This is a genomic window from Parazoarcus communis (assembly GCF_003111665.1).
In the GTDB taxonomy this organism is placed as follows: domain Bacteria; phylum Pseudomonadota; class Gammaproteobacteria; order Burkholderiales; family Rhodocyclaceae; genus Parazoarcus; species Parazoarcus communis_B.
Genome location: NZ_CP022188.1, coordinates 3,972,553 through 3,989,789, shown reverse-complemented (window position 1 = coordinate 3,989,789; position 17,237 = coordinate 3,972,553). Strand labels below are relative to the sequence as shown.

The 17,237-nt window shown below is 64.1% G+C and carries 14 protein-coding genes and 1 riboswitch; of the genes, 4 read left to right on the top strand and 10 right to left on the bottom strand.

Annotated features, from left to right (window positions below; genetic code table 11):
- Positions 1 to 14: 14 nt before the first annotated feature.
- Positions 15 to 4,343 (bottom strand): cobaltochelatase subunit CobN, encoded by a 4,329-nt coding sequence (locus tag CEW87_RS18195; protein ID WP_199917051.1) that lies wholly within the window; start codon positions 4,341 to 4,343, stop codon positions 15 to 17.
- Between the two features lie 230 nt (positions 4,344 to 4,573).
- Positions 4,574 to 4,831, bottom strand: a riboswitch (cobalamin riboswitch).
- A gap of 223 nt (positions 4,832 to 5,054) precedes the next feature.
- Between CEW87_RS18195 and CEW87_RS18190 the strand changes: the two genes are divergently transcribed.
- Positions 5,055 to 7,871 carry an AMP-binding protein gene (locus CEW87_RS18190; RefSeq protein ID WP_108975253.1) on the top strand — a complete coding sequence of 939 codons (2,817 nt, stop codon included), beginning with the start codon at positions 5,055 to 5,057 and terminating at the stop codon, positions 7,869 to 7,871.
- Here CEW87_RS18190 and CEW87_RS18185 read toward each other — a convergent pair.
- From CEW87_RS18185 to CEW87_RS18175, 3 genes are all read right to left on the bottom strand, one after another.
- A complete protein-coding gene (locus tag CEW87_RS18185; RefSeq protein ID WP_108975251.1) occupies positions 7,868 to 8,512 on the bottom strand; it encodes a class I SAM-dependent methyltransferase in 645 nt (214 codons plus the stop codon). The genes CEW87_RS18190 and CEW87_RS18185 overlap by 4 nt on opposite strands.
- Positions 8,513 to 8,587: 75 nt before the next feature.
- The gene (locus CEW87_RS18180) at positions 8,588 to 9,412 is read right to left on the bottom strand and encodes a ZIP family metal transporter (RefSeq protein ID WP_199917050.1); all 825 of its coding nucleotides are present in this window, start codon (positions 9,410 to 9,412) and stop codon (positions 8,588 to 8,590) included.
- A 178-nt stretch (positions 9,413 to 9,590) separates the two neighbouring features.
- The gene (locus CEW87_RS18175; RefSeq protein ID WP_108975247.1) at positions 9,591 to 9,878 is read right to left on the bottom strand and encodes a hypothetical protein; all 288 of its coding nucleotides are present in this window, start codon (positions 9,876 to 9,878) and stop codon (positions 9,591 to 9,593) included.
- A 244-nt stretch (positions 9,879 to 10,122) separates the two neighbouring features.
- Between CEW87_RS18175 and CEW87_RS18170 the strand changes: the two genes are divergently transcribed.
- The 3 genes from CEW87_RS18170 to CEW87_RS18160 all read left to right on the top strand — a co-directional run bounded on the left by CEW87_RS18170 (position 10,123) and on the right by CEW87_RS18160 (position 12,255).
- Positions 10,123 to 10,734, top strand: a complete 612-nt coding sequence (locus tag CEW87_RS18170; RefSeq protein ID WP_108975245.1) for a LysE family translocator — start codon at positions 10,123 to 10,125, stop codon at positions 10,732 to 10,734.
- A gap of 264 nt (positions 10,735 to 10,998) precedes the next feature.
- A complete protein-coding gene (locus CEW87_RS18165) occupies positions 10,999 to 11,931 on the top strand; it encodes a DnaJ C-terminal domain-containing protein (RefSeq protein WP_108975243.1) in 933 nt (310 codons plus the stop codon).
- A gap of 6 nt (positions 11,932 to 11,937) precedes the next feature.
- Entirely contained in the window at positions 11,938 to 12,255 is a 318-nt protein-coding gene (locus CEW87_RS18160; protein WP_108975241.1) for a chaperone modulator CbpM, read from the top strand.
- Between the two features lie 48 nt (positions 12,256 to 12,303).
- Here CEW87_RS18160 and CEW87_RS18155 read toward each other — a convergent pair whose 3' ends face one another.
- The 6 genes from CEW87_RS18155 to CEW87_RS18130 all read right to left on the bottom strand — a co-directional run bounded on the left by CEW87_RS18155 (position 12,304) and on the right by CEW87_RS18130 (position 17,235).
- Positions 12,304 to 12,618 carry a YdhR family protein gene (locus tag CEW87_RS18155; RefSeq protein ID WP_108975240.1) on the bottom strand — a complete coding sequence of 105 codons (315 nt, stop codon included), beginning with the start codon at positions 12,616 to 12,618 and terminating at the stop codon, positions 12,304 to 12,306.
- 111 nt (positions 12,619 to 12,729) lie between these two features.
- On the bottom strand, positions 12,730 to 13,110 hold the full coding sequence (locus tag CEW87_RS18150) for a VOC family protein (RefSeq protein WP_108975238.1): 381 nt from the start codon (positions 13,108 to 13,110) through the stop codon (positions 12,730 to 12,732).
- 136 nt (positions 13,111 to 13,246) lie between these two features.
- Positions 13,247 to 14,605: an ankyrin repeat domain-containing protein gene (locus tag CEW87_RS18145; RefSeq protein ID WP_108975236.1), complete on the bottom strand. Its 1,359-nt coding sequence runs from the start codon at positions 14,603 to 14,605 to the stop codon at positions 13,247 to 13,249.
- 427 nt (positions 14,606 to 15,032) lie between these two features.
- Positions 15,033 to 15,851: an amino acid ABC transporter ATP-binding protein gene (locus tag CEW87_RS18140; protein ID WP_108975234.1), complete on the bottom strand. Its 819-nt coding sequence runs from the start codon at positions 15,849 to 15,851 to the stop codon at positions 15,033 to 15,035.
- Positions 15,848 to 16,513 carry an amino acid ABC transporter permease gene (locus CEW87_RS18135; RefSeq protein WP_108975232.1) on the bottom strand — a complete coding sequence of 222 codons (666 nt, stop codon included), beginning with the start codon at positions 16,511 to 16,513 and terminating at the stop codon, positions 15,848 to 15,850. The genes CEW87_RS18140 and CEW87_RS18135 overlap by 4 nt, the downstream gene beginning before the upstream one ends.
- A complete protein-coding gene (locus CEW87_RS18130) occupies positions 16,510 to 17,235 on the bottom strand; it encodes an amino acid ABC transporter permease (RefSeq protein ID WP_108975230.1) in 726 nt (241 codons plus the stop codon). The genes CEW87_RS18135 and CEW87_RS18130 overlap by 4 nt, the downstream gene beginning before the upstream one ends.
- Positions 17,236 to 17,237: the final 2 nt, after the last annotated feature.

Below are 17,237 nucleotides of genomic sequence, written 5' to 3'. Positions count from 1 at the left end.
TCGCTCTCTTCAGGTTATCGGGTGGCGCGCCCGCGCAGCGCGCCAAGCAGCAGCAGGCCAAGGGCAAGCGCCAGCAGCCAGGGCAGATAGTCGGAGGTCTGGGTTTCAGTCTCGCTGTCGGTGGCCTCGTCCGTGGTCGGCGCATTGCCGTCAGCGGCGTTCGGCGACGAATCGTCCGCCGCGCTCCGGTTCAGGTCGTCGAGGCTGACTTCCTGGATATGGCTCGGTGAGGCCTCAGTCTGCGCAGCGGCCTCGAGCCGGCTTTTCGCCAGCGCCGCCTCCAGCGCTTCCGCCTTGGCCGGCGCAATGTTCGCTTTCACCAGGGCGTACATCGGATGATTTGCATGGGTGTGGCCACTGCCCGGGTTGCCGTGCTCGACGATGTTGTCGGCGAAGCGCTCGGCCAGTTGCCTGACGGTTTCTGCGTCGGCCTTCCAGAAACCCTTGTCGATGGCGACCAGCATCACCGCGAGGATGTTTGTCTGCACGTAGCGGTTGTTGCCTTCGGCGAGAAACGTGTCCAGCCCCAGCTCGAGGCGGTCATCGACGTAGACGGCCTTGACCTCCTGCCACACGCGCTCGTCGATGATCTCGGGGCTCGTCGCCTGCCAGCCCCACAGGTATTCGATGAACTCGCTGCCCATGGTGCGTGCGCCGGCGTAGCCTTCCTTCATCAGGGGCTTGATCCACTGCGGGTTGAGGTAGCGGCCGCGCAGTTCCGACAGCAGGGCCGTGTGCAGGGTGTCGATGCTCAGGTTCTTGCCGTTGGCGTGGTTGATCACCGCGCTCGCCGGCGCCTTGCCGCGCTGGGTTTCCACCGCGAGGTTGAAGCCGCCGAGATAGTCGAAGGCGTCGTTGTTGTCCATCAGGCCGTAGAGGTTGCTCGCGCGGCCAAGAAAGGTCTGCGAGATGCCGTCCAGCTGCTGGCGGAACAGATCCTGTGCGGCTTCGCCCTGCAGGCCGGCACCATAGGCATGGCCCATGCGCTTGATGAAGACCTGCGCGAGTTCGCTGCGGTCCTGCCACGAACCGGAGCGCTCGACCATGCGGTTGATGCCGGCTCCGTAGGCGCCGGGGGTGATGCCGAACACCCGCACGCTGGCGCTGCGGCCGAGCTGGGCGGCGGACATGCCGGGGGTTTTCGCGAGCAGCTTGCGCGCCTGGTCCACCCAGTTGTTGGCAACCTGGTTCAGTTCCAGCGCTTCGTCGCCGCCGCGTTGCCATTCGCCCAGCGGCGTCAGCGCTTCCTTGAGCGCCAGCGCCAGCGCGGGGTAGTCCCTGACGATGCGGTCGCGGCTGGCGTCGAGCGCCAGCAGGCCGGCCTTGTCCAGCAGCAACATGTGCTGGCCGTAAAGATCGCGGAACAGGCCCGACGTGGTGAACACGACGTCGTAGCGTTTCGGCTGGTCCTTGCCCAGTGGCAGGCGCTCAAGCCCCTTGACGATGCCGCGGCTGTTCCACACCGGACGCACGCCGAGCAGTTTCATGCCGAATGCGATCATCGCGCCTTCGTCGCGCACCGCGTCCGAGGCCCACAGGATCACGCCCTGTTTGTTCGCCGCCACTTCCTTGGTGTAGGCGGCCACGCCGGTCTCGCCGGAGAGCACCTGACCGGCAAGGCTCGAGCCGGTTTCAAACGCGAGCTTGGTGGGCAGCAGGCTGCCGTCGAGTGCATAGAAGTTGCGCCCGGTCGGCAGCGCCTCAGGCGTGCGGATCGGGTCGTTGCCCTTGCCGGGTGCGACGAATCCGCCATCCAGCCCTCTGATGAGCGCAGCCATCTCGGCCTTGGGCGAGGCCTGCAGCTGCGCGCGCCAGCGCCTGGCCTCGGCGCTGTCGGGCGTGCCACCGTCGAGCATGGACTTCATCATGGTGTCGATCGCATCGCGCGACCAGCCGCGGCCGAACACATGCAGGCCGAGGGGCATGAAGTCTTCCTGCAGCTTGGTCAGGTAGTGGCCGACCTCGTGCAGCAGCAGCGCCTCGTCGATGTCATCGAAGCCGATCCCGCGTACCTTGAGCTCCTCGTCCATGCTGGCGGTCAGTTCATCGCGCAGGCCCATGCTGTCGATCTTGCGGCGCAGGGTCTGCACCGCTTCGCCGCGGGTGTGGTCGTCGGTGGCGGCTTCGGCGCTCTCGATCAACTGCCGAAGTTCGAGCAGGTCGTCGTACAGCTCGGTGATGGCCAGCGGCGGCGTGAGGTGGTCCACCATCACGGCGAGCCCGCGGCGCTTGGCCTGAATGCCTTCGCCCACCCCGTCGACGATGTAGGGGTAGATGCCGGGCAGATCGCCCGCGACGAGGCTCGGGTAGTCGCTCTCGCTCAGACCCGCGCTGCGCTTGGGCAGGAATTCATACGTGGAGTGGCGGCCCACATGCACCAGCGCGTCTGCCTTGAACACCGACTGCAGGTAATGATAGAAGCCGAGGTACTGGTGCGGCGGCGGAAACGACATGTTGGCGTGCAGCAGCTCTTCGTTCAGTTCCCAGCCGCGCGGCGGCTGCGGGCCGAGGAAGACGTTGCCGAAACGCACGCCCGGAATGAGCTGCCGGCCTTCCCACACCATCACCTTGCCCGGCGCCGCACCCCAGCCCCGGATGCCCTCGATCTGCATTGCGATCAGCGCCTGAGACAGCTGTTTGCTGTTCTGCCACTGCGGTGCTTCGCCCTTGGCCAGCATGTCCAGCACACCCTGGTAAGCCACTTCCAGCTGTGCGAGCAGATCCAGTGCCCGCGTGCGGCCCTTGTGGCGCAATCCGTCCAGCGCGTGCTGCAGGTCGCTGACCGTGTTGTGCATGCGCTGCTGGAGCAGGGCGATTCGCGCCCGGCGGTCACTTGCCGAGCTTAAGGTCGCAATTGTCGCAGCCTGATCCTGCATCAGTTGCTGCAGCGCCCCTAGCGGGCCATTGACCATCTCCGCCTGAACGCTGGCGGGCAGGGTCTTGAACCACTTTTCGTAGTCGTCTGCGCCAAGGGTCTGAACCTGCTTCGACATGGCCTGCAGCGCCTGCCGGTCTTCGGGCAGGTTCACGCCGCTGGCCTGCAGCATGTCGAGCAGCGCCTTGCCATTGGCGGGGAGTTCGCCGGTTTTGTAGCCGGCCGCCTTCAGGCTGCGCAGCATATCGAGCAGGCTCTCCGGCACATTGAGGTTGTCCGCGCCGATATTGTGGCGTCCGGGTGGGTGGTTGTAATAGACGATGGCGACACGTTTGTCGGCGTTCTTTTTTTCCTGCAGCCGCAGCCAGTTGGTCAGACGCCGTGCCTGGCGCTCGATCTCGGGCACCACGGGCTTGCTGCGCGATACCTGCGCACCGGTCTCTGGGTCGAGCTGTGCCGGTTCGGCCAGCGCGACCACCTGCGGCTGGCTGATGCCTTGGAGTTCGGGCATCGCAAGTCGATAGTGGATTGCGTCGCGCGGAACGCCCTGATCGGACAACTGCCAGTCGGCCTCGGTCCATTCGCTCATGCGCAGCGCCTTCAGCACGGGCACGTTGAGCCTTTCCAGCGCGGCGGTCACGGACTCGCGGCCTTCGCCACCGCCGATGACGAAGTCCTGCACCGCGACAATCGCCGTTGCACCGCGCTGCTTCGCGGTCAGTGTCGCGATGGTATTGACCGCGCTCTCGCTCGGTGGCCCCCAGGCCGCCAGTACGGAAACGCACTGCCAGTCCTGCGCGGCGCAAAGCTGCTGATGCAGCGCCCATTCGCCTGCGAGATCGCCGGTGTCGTGATCCAGAATCCACAGCGTGCGACGGTTCAGGTCGATCTGTTTGCCCAGTTGCACGGCATCCATCCAGCGCGGCGCATTCTTGCCATGCAGGGCGAAGCGTACGGACGGCACAAGGGCGACGGGAGCTTGGCGTACGCCGCCACTGGCCACCAGACCGAGCAGCCCTGCTGCATTGCCCACCGAACGGTTTACCCAGTAGGCCCTGGCTTGCAGCCAGTCGGCGTAACGGGGCTGACTGGCCTTGAGGCGGTTCAGCTCGTCCGCTCCGGACAAGGCCTCTTTCTCGCTCACGATCGCTTCGGGCACGTCCCTGGCAAAAATGCTGCCATTTCGGTCCTGCTGCAGCGGCAGCAGGCGGCGGTCGCTGTGCAGCACCATCCGCGTCTGCTGCGGTGTGTAGCGCATGGCCAGCAATCGCTCGACCGGTTCGCCGAACACCGCGACCATCACCAGCGCCTGGTGCCGGTCGATCAGGGCCTGCAGTTGCTTGTCATCCATGTTGGCCAACTGGCTGATGCTGCGTATCTGTATTGCCTGATCCTTGTTCGCGTCTATCAGACGGTGCGCACCAGCGACCAGCGTGGGCGCGGAGCGGTCGGATACGATTGCGAGCACGCTTTTGTCAGCGGCCAGCAGCGGCCGTGCGAAGAGCAGGGAGAAAAGAAGGGCGAAGAGGCACAAAAAGGCCCCGTGGCCCCTCCAGAGGGTAGGGCGCAAATGCTCAGTCATGAAAGGTGTCCTGCCGCGGCGCGCCCGCTCGCGGCTTGCAATTGATCACGTGAAACAGCCGGGGGGAAGGGGCGGACAAAACAGAAAACGAAACCTGTGTGGCACCCCGCCACTGCCTATTTCTCTCGATTCCAGGCCGGTCTCCGGACTCGCAGATTGCCGAACACCAGGGTTCGACAAAACACCTTCGCCTTCCCACGCCGCGATGAACGCGATCTGCGCAGTGGCTGCCGATGCCGGGAGGCACGGCCGAAGGGTTGAATCTGCTTACCGTTGCGGGGGCAGTACGGGCATTGCTCGAAGAGCGCACCCGTTTCCCGTTTACCCCGAACGCAATGGATTTGCGTTCAGGCACCTGAAAAACAGGCCGCAAGCTTAACAACTTCGAATGACGAGTCAAGGACAGCGGGATTCTCCTTGAACAGTGCGCGAGCTTCTGCAGCGTCCTCGCTGTGGTGGCACACGGGGAATCTTCATGCGTGTTGAGCATCGTAGTCAGGGTGGGGGCGGCAGGTGCCGCAGCTTGTCCGCATGACGGGGCACGCGCTGGCGGCGCGGCTCAAGCCTTTATCAGGGGAGGTCTGCAGGGACGCACGCATGGAGAAATTCTTGAAACCCGACCCGCAGCACGATGGCCATGCCTTGTTGAGCCTGGTCGATGCGGTCATCCTCGAGCTCCAGCCGGGGGCGCTGTTGCGTGCCGGCCTCGACAGCCAGTTCGACCGCGACCTGGGCCTCGACAGTCTGGCGCGGGTCGAGCTCCTCGCGCGTGTCGAACGCAGCTTCGATGTTCGACTTCCGGACGACACGCTGGGGAAGGTGGAAACGCCGCGTCAGCTGCTGGCTGCGCTCGAAGTCGCCGGGCACCGCCCGGTGCCGGCGGCGCGGACCGGCAAGGTGGCGCTGGCGACGCCCGAACAGACTGCAGGCAGTCCGGAGGACGCCTCGACGCTGGTCGAGGTGCTGAACTGGCATGTTGCACGCCACCCCGAACGTATCCACGTCACCTTCTACCGCAGCGAAGACGAAACCGAGACCCTGAGCTACCGACAGCTCGCCGATGCGGCGGCGCGGGTCGCCGGGGCGCTGGCGCAGGCGGGGGTACAGCCCGGGCACGCGGTTGCGCTGATGCTGCCGACCGGGCTGGATTTTCTGTGCAGCTTCTATGGCGTGCTGATGGCCGGCGCGGTGCCGGTGCCGATCTATCCGCCGGCACGGCCTGCTCAACTTGAGGATCACCTGCGCCGCCAGGCCGGCATTCTGCGCAACTGTGAAGCGCGGGTGATGATTACCTTCGACCGTGTGCGGCCGTTGGCGCAGATGCTGACCGGGCTGTGCCCGACGCTGGACAAGGTGCTCACGCCCGGCGAGCTCGATGCGGCACCGCTGCCGCGCGTGCCGGTCGGTGCGGATGACCTCGCTCTCCTGCAATACACCTCGGGCTCGACCGGCGATCCGAAGGGCGTGATGCTCACCCACGCCAACCTGCTCGCCAACATCCGCGCCTGGGGTCGCGGAGTCGGGCTGAGCTCGACCGATGTCGCGGTGAGCTGGCTGCCGCTTTACCACGACATGGGGCTGATCGGCGCCTGGCTTGGCAGCGTGTATCACGCCTATCCGCTGGTGCTGATGTCGCCACTGGATTTCCTTGCCCGCCCCGAGCGCTGGCTGTGGGCGATTCATCGTCACCGCGGTACGGTCACGGCGGCCCCGAACTTCGCCTTCGATCTGTGCGTCAAGCGTCTCGCCGGGCAGCCGCTGGACGGGCTCGACCTGTCGTCCTGGCGCTTCGCGGCCAACGGCGCCGAACCGATCAGTCCCGCCACGCTGGAGCGCTTTCGCGAGGCGTTTGGCGCCTACGGATTGCGGCCGGAAGCGCTCGCGCCCGTCTATGGGCTCGCCGAGTGTTCGGTCGGTCTCACCGTATCGCCTCCGGGGCGCGGGGCGCGCATCGATGCGGTCGGGCGCGAAGCCCTGACACGCAATGGACTTGCCGAAGCCGCGGCAGCCGACGATGCATCGGCGATGCGCTTCGTGTCCTGCGGCTCAGCGCTGCCGGAGCACGAACTGCGGATCGTCGACGATGCCGGCAGCGAGCTGCCCGAACGTGTCGTCGGCAGTCTCGAGTTCCGCGGCCCGTCGGCAACGCGGGGCTATTTCCGCAATCCCGATGCCACTGCAGGCCTGTTTCACGACGGCTGGCTGGTGACAGGCGACTACGCGTATCTCGCCGATGGCGAGGTGTATTTCACCGGTCGTGCCAAGGACATGATCATTCGCGGCGGGCGCAATTTCTATCCGTATGACCTCGAGCATGCGATCGGCGAACTGCCGGGGGTGCGCAAGGGCTGCGTGGCGGTCTTCGGTGCTGCCGACGCCCGGCACGGCGGCGAACAGCTGGTCGTCGTCGCTGAATCCCGCGAGCAGGATGCCGCTGCCCGACAGGCGCTGGAGCGCAGGATTGTCGCCGCCGCTGCGGACGAGCTGGGCCTGCCGCCCGATGTGGTGGTGCTCGCCCCGCCGCACGCGGTGCTTAAAACTTCGAGCGGCAAGATCCGGCGCGCAGCGATTCGCGATGCCTGGCTCGATGGCACGCTGGGTGCCGCTGGCCGCGCGGCCTGGCTGCAGGCGATGCGGCTGTTTGTGGCGAGTGTGCCGGGCAGGGTGCGTGGTTTTGCGCGTCATGCCGGCGCCAGGCTCTACGGGACCTGGGTGTGGGTTCTGTTCGCCGTGCTCTCACCGATTGCGGCCGTGGGGATCTTCACATTGCCCCGGCTCGAGCAGCGCTGGGCGGTGGTGCATCAGCTGGCGCGTGTCTTCCGCGTACTGAGTGGCAATCGTCTGCAGGTCGCCGGGCTGGAACATCTGCCCACCGGTCCCTGCGTGCTGGTGGCCAACCATGCGAGCTATGCCGACGGGCTGGTGCTTGCGTCCGTGCTGCCGCACCCCGTCGCCTTCGTCACCAAGGCAGAGTTCAAGAGCAACCGGGTGATGCGTCCGCTGTTTGAGCGCATGGGGGCGCACTTCGTCGAACGATTTGATTCGCGTCGTGGCGTAGCCGACACGCAGGCGTTGGCGACCGCGGCACGCGCAAACCCGCCGCTGTTCTTCTTTGCCGAAGGCACCTTTACCGCACGCCCCGGGCTGCGGCCGTTCCGCCTCGGTGCGTTTCAGGTTGCGGCGGAAAACCACCTGCCGGTGGTGCCGATCGCCATCACCGGCACCCGCCGGATTCTGCCTGGAGACTCGTGGCGTCCGCGCCCCGGTCCGCTCAGTGTCACCATCTGTCCGCCGGTTGCGCCCGAGGCTGCAGACTGGCATGGTGTGCTCGCGCTGCGTAACGGCGTGCGCAAGCACATCCTCGCGCACTGCGGGGAACCCGATCTGGCGAGTGCGGCCGGGCCGCGAGGCTAGGTGGGGGTTTGGCCAGCAGCGTTGAAGCCTGGGCATTGCAGAGCCTTGCGCACGACGACTGCGTAGCGCCCCTTGTCCCGGCCCGATGTGGGCAGATTCATGAACTCCGAGACAAGGCTTTCGAAGCCGAGCCCGGTGAGCATTTCGAGCACGATCTCCGGCGGGTGCGAGTCGTAATGGAAGGGCTGGCCGAACATGGTGTCGGTGAACGCGGGGTGTTCGGAGCCGCCGCAGGTGAGCATCATTCGTCCGCCAGGCAAGAGCATGGCGGCAAAGCGCGTCAGCAGCGATTCGTGGATGCTGCGGTCGATATGAAACAGCGCGTCCCAGCACACGATCGCGTGGAAGCGTTCTTCGGTGCTGAAGGATTCGATCCGGGCGTGGATCCATGTGGCCTGCGGAAAGCGTTCGCGGGCGAGCGTCAGAAGCGCTTCGGACTGATCGATGCCGGTGAGTGCGTGGCCTGCGGCAAGAATGTATTCCGCAATCGGTCTGCCGGTTCCGCAGCCCAGGTCGAGCACCTTTGCGCCAGCAGGCAGACCACAGAGCAGCGTATCCACGTAGTCGCGTTCGCGCCCGTAGAAACCCACGCGGGCGGCGTCCCAGGACGAGGCGATCGCGTTATAGCTATCCCGGTTCATCAGACAGGCGTTCCGAAGGAAAGAAAGCGCAGCGACGCGTACGAATTGCGAGGGACTGCGCCGGACCGGGCCAGTCTAGTACATGCCCGCCAAGTTGTTACCCAGCATGCCCACGCTGAAGCCCAGCACGGCGCCCAGCGGTGGCGCCCAGTGACGGCGCATGTGTGACTGCGGCGCGATGTCCTGAAAGATCAGATACAGGATTCCGCCGGACGCGAACAGCATGCTTGCGCCGAGGAGTGCAAGCCTGTCCCCCAGATACACCCAGCCCAGAATGCCGATCACCGGCCCGATGGGAACGAGCATCAGCATCAGAAGGAGGATGCGCGACGCATCCGGCTGTTTTGCGGCCTTCAACTCACGGTAGGCATTGAAGCCCTCCGGAATGTTCTGCAGGCCGATGAACAGGGCCAGCAGCGGAGCCGCCCGCGATCCTGCGGCCAACGCGCCGCCCAGCGCCAGGGATTCCGGAATATAGTCCAGCAGCATCGCGGTGAACTGCGGTTTCTCGCGGCGTTGCAGCCCGAGGAATCGCTCCAGTGCAAAGAACACAATGCCGCCGAACAGAAAGAAAAAGGTGCTCGATAGCGAGTGGTCGAGGTATTCGGTGCCTTCGGGAATCAACACCAGGGCGACCGCTGCCGCCAGAATGCCGCCGCCGAAGGCAATCACGGAGTGCCGGAACTCGTTCTCCAGCCACGACGGCCGCAGGCGCTCGTACTTCGCCAGCACGCCGCCCAGGGGAATGCAGGCCCCTGCACAAACCGTGTAAACGATGATTCTTGTGATTTCATCCAATTGGTGTCGCCTCACAACACAGGGCTTCGGCGCGTCTCGGGGAGCAGTGCGCTCATGCCCTTGCGCCAGCACCGGGTAATACTGTCCCGGGATGCGGGCCACGCTATGGCGGCCCTGTTGATGTGATCTTACGACGACTGCGCTGGAGGGCGAAACAAGGGTGGCCGTGGAAGCCCCATTGAACCCTTGTTCCGGTGCTTCCCATGACCATTCCGGGCTCGAAAGCCTCTCTGCTTCCCCTCCGTTGGCGACGGACGGGCCGCGCTTGAAACTCCCGCGCTTACCGCTGTTTCTGCGGCCGCGAGCCCTCGTCGGGTGCATCCGCGGGGCGGCAGGCGAGTGGCTTGCCCTCGGGCGCGGCGCAGGTCCCGCTGACCGTGCCGGACGGCGCGTTGAAGCTGCAGTCGGCGCCGTTGCTCAGTGACTTGCACGCGTCCAGTGCCTCCTGCGGCGGTTTGCGCGGTCCCCCTTGTTGCGCGATGGCCGATTGCGCAAGCAGAAGGCCGGAAAAGCACGCGACAGCGGCGACAAAGCCCGCGCGCGAAAAGGACGGTTTTACCTTGTTCATCAGACTGCTCCTGTGAGTCTGCAAGCACGTGCCTGCGGATACGCACAATGTAGCGACCGATTGTGTAGAGAAAATAGATTCCGTGTACCAATGTCGTCACAATTGTCACCGGTGCAGCCGGTCGAACTGGGCCGGGTGGTACATTGTCGCTGACTGGTGAGCGCCAAGGCCTGTGGCGCTTGGCTTATGGATTTCTCGCGTTCACGTTCATTTTTTCTCGCCCGTGCAGGGGCAGGAGCGGCTGGTGCACTTACACACATGGTTGATCTATCTGGTAGCGGTCACCGGCTTGTCGCTCACGCCGGGCCCGAACAGTCTGCTCGCGCTCACCCATGGCGCCCTGCACGGTCATCGCAAGACCCTGTTCACCGTATACGGCGGCGCGCTCGGCTTCGTCAGTCTGATCGCACTGTCGATGCTGGGAATCGGCGCATTGCTGCAGACGTCTGCACATGCACTGATTGCGCTGAAGTGGGTCGGTGGCGCCTATCTGATCTGGCTCGGCTTCCAGCTGTGGCGCGCACCACCACTGCAACTGCACCCGGACGCGCGCATGGTCGATACGCGGCGGACGACGCTGTTCCGCCAGGGCCTGTTGGCGGCGATCTCCAACCCCAAGGTGCTGCTGTTCTACGGGGCCTTCCTGCCCCAGTTCATCGACCCCCATGCCGATCTGCTGCTGCAGTTCGTCATCATGGCGGCGACCTTTGCCGTCGTGGAATGCGCGGTCGAGTATCTGCTCGCACGGCTTGCCCATCGCATTCGCCCGATCCTCGAACGCACCGGGCGCAAGTTCAACCGCGTCTGCGGAGGCATGTTCGCAGTGATGGGGGCGGCGCTCCCGATGACGCGCTGAGTACAGGATTGGTGGGTTGTTGTCTCACTTGGCACTCGTTGTTGTTCTCTTCAGTTCTGTGTTCATGTGTCCGGAAATCGACATTTCAGTTTTGCAGGTCTATGGTTGATCGGGACTGTCAGCCTTCGAGCCCACGCGGTCTTGTTATGCTCAGTTCATCCTGAGGCGTTAGTCGATCGTCCGCGAGGCGGATGTATGGGGTCGGGATTTATCCGGTTCATGTGCGGCTGATGCCATGCGCTGGAACATGGAGTGGCTAAGAACATGAAATTCAAGGACTACTACGAAGTCTTCGGCATTCCGCGCACCGCTACTCAGGACGAGGTCAAGCGCACTTACCGCAAGCTGGCGCGCAAATATCATCCCGACGTGAACAAGGATGCGGATGCAGAGACCCGGTTCAAGGAGATCGGCGAAGCCTATGCCGTGCTCAAGGACCCGGAAAAGCGTGCCGCATACGATCAGGTCGGCAAGCAGTGGAAAGGCGGTGAGGACTTCCAGCCGCCGCCGGACTGGGATGCCGGGTTCGAATTCCGCGGCGACGGTGCCGACATGCACGGCGATGCGAGCGACTTTTTCGAGGCCCTGTTTGGCCGCCACGCGCGCGCAGCACAGGGTGGGCGGGGGCATGCCCGCGGGCAGGATCATCACGCCAAGGTGTTGATCGATCTCGAAGACGCCTATCGCGGCGCCAAGCGGAGCATCGCCCTGCGCATGCCCGCAGTCGACGCACAAGGCCGTGTCGTGCTGCAGGAACGTCAGCTCGACATCACCATTCCGAAAGGCATCCGTGCAGGCCAGCATCTGCGCCTGGCCGGCCAGGGCGAGCCGGGCATGGGGGCGGGGCCGGCCGGTGACCTGTTTCTGGAAGTCGGCTTCAATCCCGATCCGCGCTACCGCGTGGATGGACGCGACGTGTTCGCAGGCCTGCCGCTAAAACCGTGGGAGGCCGCGCTTGGCTGCTCGCTGAGTCTGCCCACGCCCGAAGGCCCGGTTCAGCTCACGATTCCCGCGCGCACGGCGGCGGGCCGGCAGCTGCGCATGAAGGGGAAGGGCATCCCCGGCAATCCTGCGGGCGATTTCTACTTTGTCGTGTCGATTGTGGCGCCGCCTGCCGACAGCGAGGCCCAGAAGGCAGCCTACCGGGCCCTTGCCGAGGCATTCGACTTTGATCCCCGTGCGGCCACGAAAGGATGATCGAACATGAGCACAACACATATCCAGATCACCTCGATACGCATCGTCGAGGAAGAGCTTGAGCTGACACTGGCGGAGCTGTGTCAGGCTTGCAATGCGCCCCAGGCGTCGGTGGTCGCCTGGGTGAACGAAGGTATCCTTGAGCCGAGTGGTGAAGCACCCGAGGACTGGCGCTTTACCGGCGCGTCACTGCGGCGTGCCCGCAAGGCCCGCTGGCTCGCCCATGACATGGAAGTGAATGCGCCGGGGGTCGGCATTGTGCTTGATCTGCTTGACGAGATCGCCGACCTGCAGGCCCGCCTGCAACGGACCGGGCTCGACTGAGCGCTGGCCCCGGCGCGTGCCGGCAGGGCGCGCGAGAGCCCTGCGACCTCAGCTATTCGAGATGATCTCGTTGGAGAGGTTGTCGACGACAACAGGGCACGCGAGATAGGTCAGGCTGGGTTCGCTGCTGTACTTCCCGCGGATGAATGCCTTCCACTCCTCCGTGTACACCCGGTCTGCATCTTCACGGGTGTTCCACAGGTAGATGCCTCCCCCCGTCGATCCGTCTTCGGAGAGGAAGTAGTACTTCCGGATCAGGCCCTGCATGACGCGGTACTTCGGTGCAGTGCTCAGAAAAATCTCTTTGGCCTCGGCCTCGGTGAGGGGCGCCGGGAGTTTGAATTCGACAATTACCGTGATCATCTATGTGTCGTTCTATGGGGACGTGGATCGCTGGCGAGACTTGATGGCTCGAAAGCCATCGTCTTCCTGGAAAAATGCCGTGCGCTCAGCGTACGGCAGCTCAACGAAGAATCAGGGCATCCGGTGCAGGGCGCAGATCTTGTTGCCGGACGGGTCGCGCAAGTAGGCAAGATACAGCTTGCCTGACGCGCCTTCGCGCACGCCCGGAGGATCCTCACAGCTCGACCCCCCATTGGCGACGCCCGCTGCGTGCCACGCGTCGACCTGTGCCGGGTTGTCGGCTGCAAAGCCAAGGGTGCTGCCATTGCCATGGCAGGCGGGCTCGCCGTTGATCGGGGTCGACAGCGCGAAGACGCCGCCCTTGTTAACGTAAAAACAACGACCCTTCGGATCAATGACACCGGGTCCGTGGCCAAGCGTCCCCAGCACGGCATCGTAAAATGCCTTCGATGCTGGAAGGTCGTTTGCACCAACGAATACGTGACTGAACATCTGATCTCTCCAATTGGGTGATTTGAAAACCACATTGTGGTCACTGGCTTGTCTTGTTTTCGTCCAGCGAGGCGCAAGCATTGCAGCTTGCGCCATTCACCGCAAGGTTTTATGAAGGGCAGGTGAGAGAGGGAACTCAGTCCTTCCGAGCGGGGTGATCCAGGAGCTTCTGGACCACTTTCGAATGCCGGTACTGTCTGGCCAGATCGAGGGCGCTTTGTCCATCCTTCGACTTGAAGCCGGGGTCTGCGCCACGCTCCAGCAGCAAGCTCACCGTACTGAGGTGACCGCGTGCTGCAGCCGCCATCAGCGCAGTCCAGCCGCTGTTGTCATTGGGCACGATGTTCAGCTTTGCATTGCGGTCGAGCAGCATTTTCACGATGGCGTCCTGGCCGTAGATCGAGGCGAACATCAGCGCAGTTCGGCCCAGCGTGTTCTGCGCATCCGGATCAGCACCGGCATCCAGCAATACGGCCACCGTATCGGCGTGCCTTTCAGCCGCAGCAAGCATCAAAGGCGTCCAGCCCACCGCGTTGCGGACATCCGGATCAACACCGTCCGCCAGCAGGCTCCTTACGGTGGCCGTCGCGCCCTTTGTCGCGGCATTCAGAAGCGCAGCGGCAGATGGACCCGACCCCGCTTCGGTGGCAAGGCCGAAGGGCGTTAGCGCACTCCGGCAGCGATCGCCGCCCGGGGCATTCGCACAGAGTTGAACAAGCGCCTCGCACACCTTTCGGGCGTGAGCCGTGGCATCGTCGCGGGTCCGTATCTCACCCTGACCAATGCGCTCGACGGCAAGCGGTTCTTCGTACTTCATGCAGGTCTGCATGATCCGGGTGCCAGCCTCGGTGGGTCTGGCCGGCGCCGTGGGCTTCCACGGCCCGCTCGGGAGCGGCGCGACAAGGACCTTGCCCGCGAGTTGCGGGTAGTCCTTCAGAATCGCCTTCATGTCCCGCTCGGCCTCGTTCCTGATCTGCGGTTCGACGCCGGCGTTGATGTCGAAGCCGCGCAGGCTTGGAACCGCAACCAGTGCTGCGTGCACGTTACCGATGTAGGTGATGGATCCGGGCTTCACCTCAAACGGAATCGGCGGCGGTGGCAGTTGCGGATTGATGTGGCGGGCGTTGGTGCCAATGTCCCGCCTGAGACTCCAGCCCGACAATTCATAGCGACCTGCCGGAAACTCGCGCACATAGACGTTCCCCCAGACCGCCTCGAAAACGGTGGTCGGGAACAGTGCGAGGGTATCGTTCGAAAGCGCAGGCGGAATCTTGACCGTGCCATCCACGCTGGTGAATGTCACCGAGAACTGCAGATCCGCCCCACGCGGCAGAAAGTGTTCCGTGTTCTTGTCGTGCGAAACGCTGAACAGCACCAGTCCGCTGTTCTTGCTGGCGCCGGGGTCATATCCGGTGGATACGTTGCCCGTGGTCTGGCAGCCCCCCAGTGCGAGCATGAGCAGGCTTGCGGAGAGTAGCGCCCAGAGCCGGTTCATCGTGAATCTCCCAGATGGACAAGCAATTATGTTCGTGAGTACGCAGACCCGCAGCGCCACAAGGACAGAGGCTGGCGCAGGCTGCCTCACCTGCTAAGCATACGCCCGCATGGAGAATGCGGTGGGTGCGCAAACGCGCTCAAGCTGACATCGCTCGACGGAAATGGTGAGAGATCCCTGTCGCTTCCGACTACTCACCTTGGAGTACTCGTCGAGGGCCTGTGTCAGCCGCGCATCGGATGCGCTGGGTCAGCCACTGTGCCGTGCAGCTCCGCCCCCACACGCGCAGCATGAGTGGAGGGGGGCTCAAGCGCGCACACCGCAAGGAAGGACGCGTATCGGGTCAGCCGGCGGCCATGCCTCCGGGCATGGACGATGAAGCCGATGCTGTTTTCGCAAATCGCTGGCAGGCGCCGGGTGCGTTCTTTCAGGCCATGTCAGTTGTAACGTGGCGCTCGATGGGCAGGCTGCGTTTGACCCAGGGGGCCAGGAAGGTCTGGATCCGTGGGTGTGTGGGGCGGCGGATGATTTCGTCGGCGGTGCCGACTGCCACCAGTTCACCCTTTTCCATGAATGCGATGCGGCTGGCAACCTGTGCGGCAAAACTCATTTCGTGCGTGACCATCACCATGGTCATGCCTTCGCGCGATAGCGACTGGATGACCTCAAGCACCTCATCCACCAGCTCGGGGTCCAGAGCGGAGGTGGGCTCGTCGAGCAGCATCACCTCGGGCTGACCAGCCAGCGCCCGCGCGATACCGACGCGTTGCTGTTGCCCGCCACTCAGGGCACTCGGACGCAGATCGGCCTTGGCGGACATGCCGACCCTGTCGAGTGCGGCCATGGCCTGCTGACGCGCGCGCGCTTCGCTCAGGCCCCGTGCCAGAACGAGCGGCGCCATCACATTACCCAGCGCGGTCATGTGCGGCCACAGGTTGAATTGCTGGAAGACCATGGCCAGCGGGGCGCGTGCCGCAGCGATTTCGCGTTCGCTGTCACGCAGTCTCCGGCCGTCGGGTAACTGGCGTATGCCCAGTTGAGTGCCCCGGATCAGGACTTCACCTTCGTCGTGTTCTTCAAGAAAGTTCATGCACCGGAGGGCCGTCGTCTTGCCGGAACCGGACGGACCGATCAGAACCAGTACTTCACCCCGGTGCACCTCCAGGTTGATCCCGCGCAGGACGCGGTGGGCGCCAAAGGACTTGCCGACCTGTCGCATGGCGATCATGGGTAGCGGAGTGTTCATCGGGGGCTCCTGGTGCTAGCGGGGAAAACAGTGGAAAGGCGGCGGCCTGCAGCGCCAATGAACAGGGTCATGATCCAGTAGCTGGCGGCCAGCAAAAGGTAGGGCTCAATGTAGGCGAACTGCTCGGCAACGATGCGACCCGTCGTCATGGTCAGTTCCGGGTAGGTAATGATCGAGGCCAGCGCGGATTCTTTCAGAACGAGGATGATCTGGTTGGCCAGCAAGGGCACGCTCATGGCCAGTGCCTGAGGCATCTCAATGGAACGAAATGTCTTGAAGCGGCTGATTCCCATCACGGCTGCGGCCTCAATCTGCCCTTTCGGAATGGTGTTCCAGCAGCCACGAAAAATTTCGGCAAAGTAGGCCGAGCTGTATGCCGCCAGGGTGATGCCAGCGGCCTGGAAAGGCGAAAGCGTGAGACCAAGGCTTGGCAATCCGTAGTAGACAACGAACAGTTGAGCCAGAAAGGGCGTGAAGCGCAGCGCACTCGTATAGGTGAGCACAATGGCGCGGACCTTGGGGCCGCCGAAGATGCGCAGCATGTTCAGTCCGAAGCCGAGCACAAGCCCTCCGCTGCCAGCAACCAGCACGAGGATCAATGTACGCAGGGCCGCTTCACCGAAAGCGGGCAGGATGTCAGCGATCAGTTGAAAGTCGATCATGACGACTGGCCGCCTGCGGGTGAAGCCTGAATGCTGTTGGTAACCAGTTTGAAGCGACGGCCGTTGAGATGCTGCCGGACCGCCCATCCGATGCCAACAATCAGCAGGGCCAACAAGAGATAGGTGAGCGCCATGACCAGGTAGACCTCCAACGGACGGTAGTTGCCGGCAACGAGCTGGCGGCCGACGCGGGCGAGATCGGTAACGGCAATTACCGAAATGATGGCCGAGCCCTTGAGCACATCGATGGCCTCGGAAACCAGTGCAGGCCAGACGGCGACGGCGATCTGCGGCAACTCGATCTGCCGGAACGTCTGACGCGGGGTGAGGCCGAAGACCTTTGCTGCCTCGATCTGGCCATGCGGGATGGCGGCCAGACCAGCACGCAGGATTTCGCACTGAAAGGCTGCGGAGTTCAATCCCAGCGCAAGCAGTGCTGCCAGTATCGGTGGCAGGTCAATCCCAAGTGCCGAAGGCAGGTAGAAGAGCATTAGCAATTGCACCAGCAAGGGCGTGCCGCGAAAGAAGCTGACATAGAGCGCCACTGCGCGCTGATTCAGCCCGAGCAGGGCCGGACGCAGCGAAATGCCCAGCAGCGCCGCGCCCAGTGCGAAGCCCAGCGCAATGGCCAGCACCGACACCCCGAGCGTGGTGGTAGCGCCTGTTACGAGTTGTGGCACGTAGCCGGCCAGGCGTTCGATCAGTGTGGGGGTGTCGGGCATCA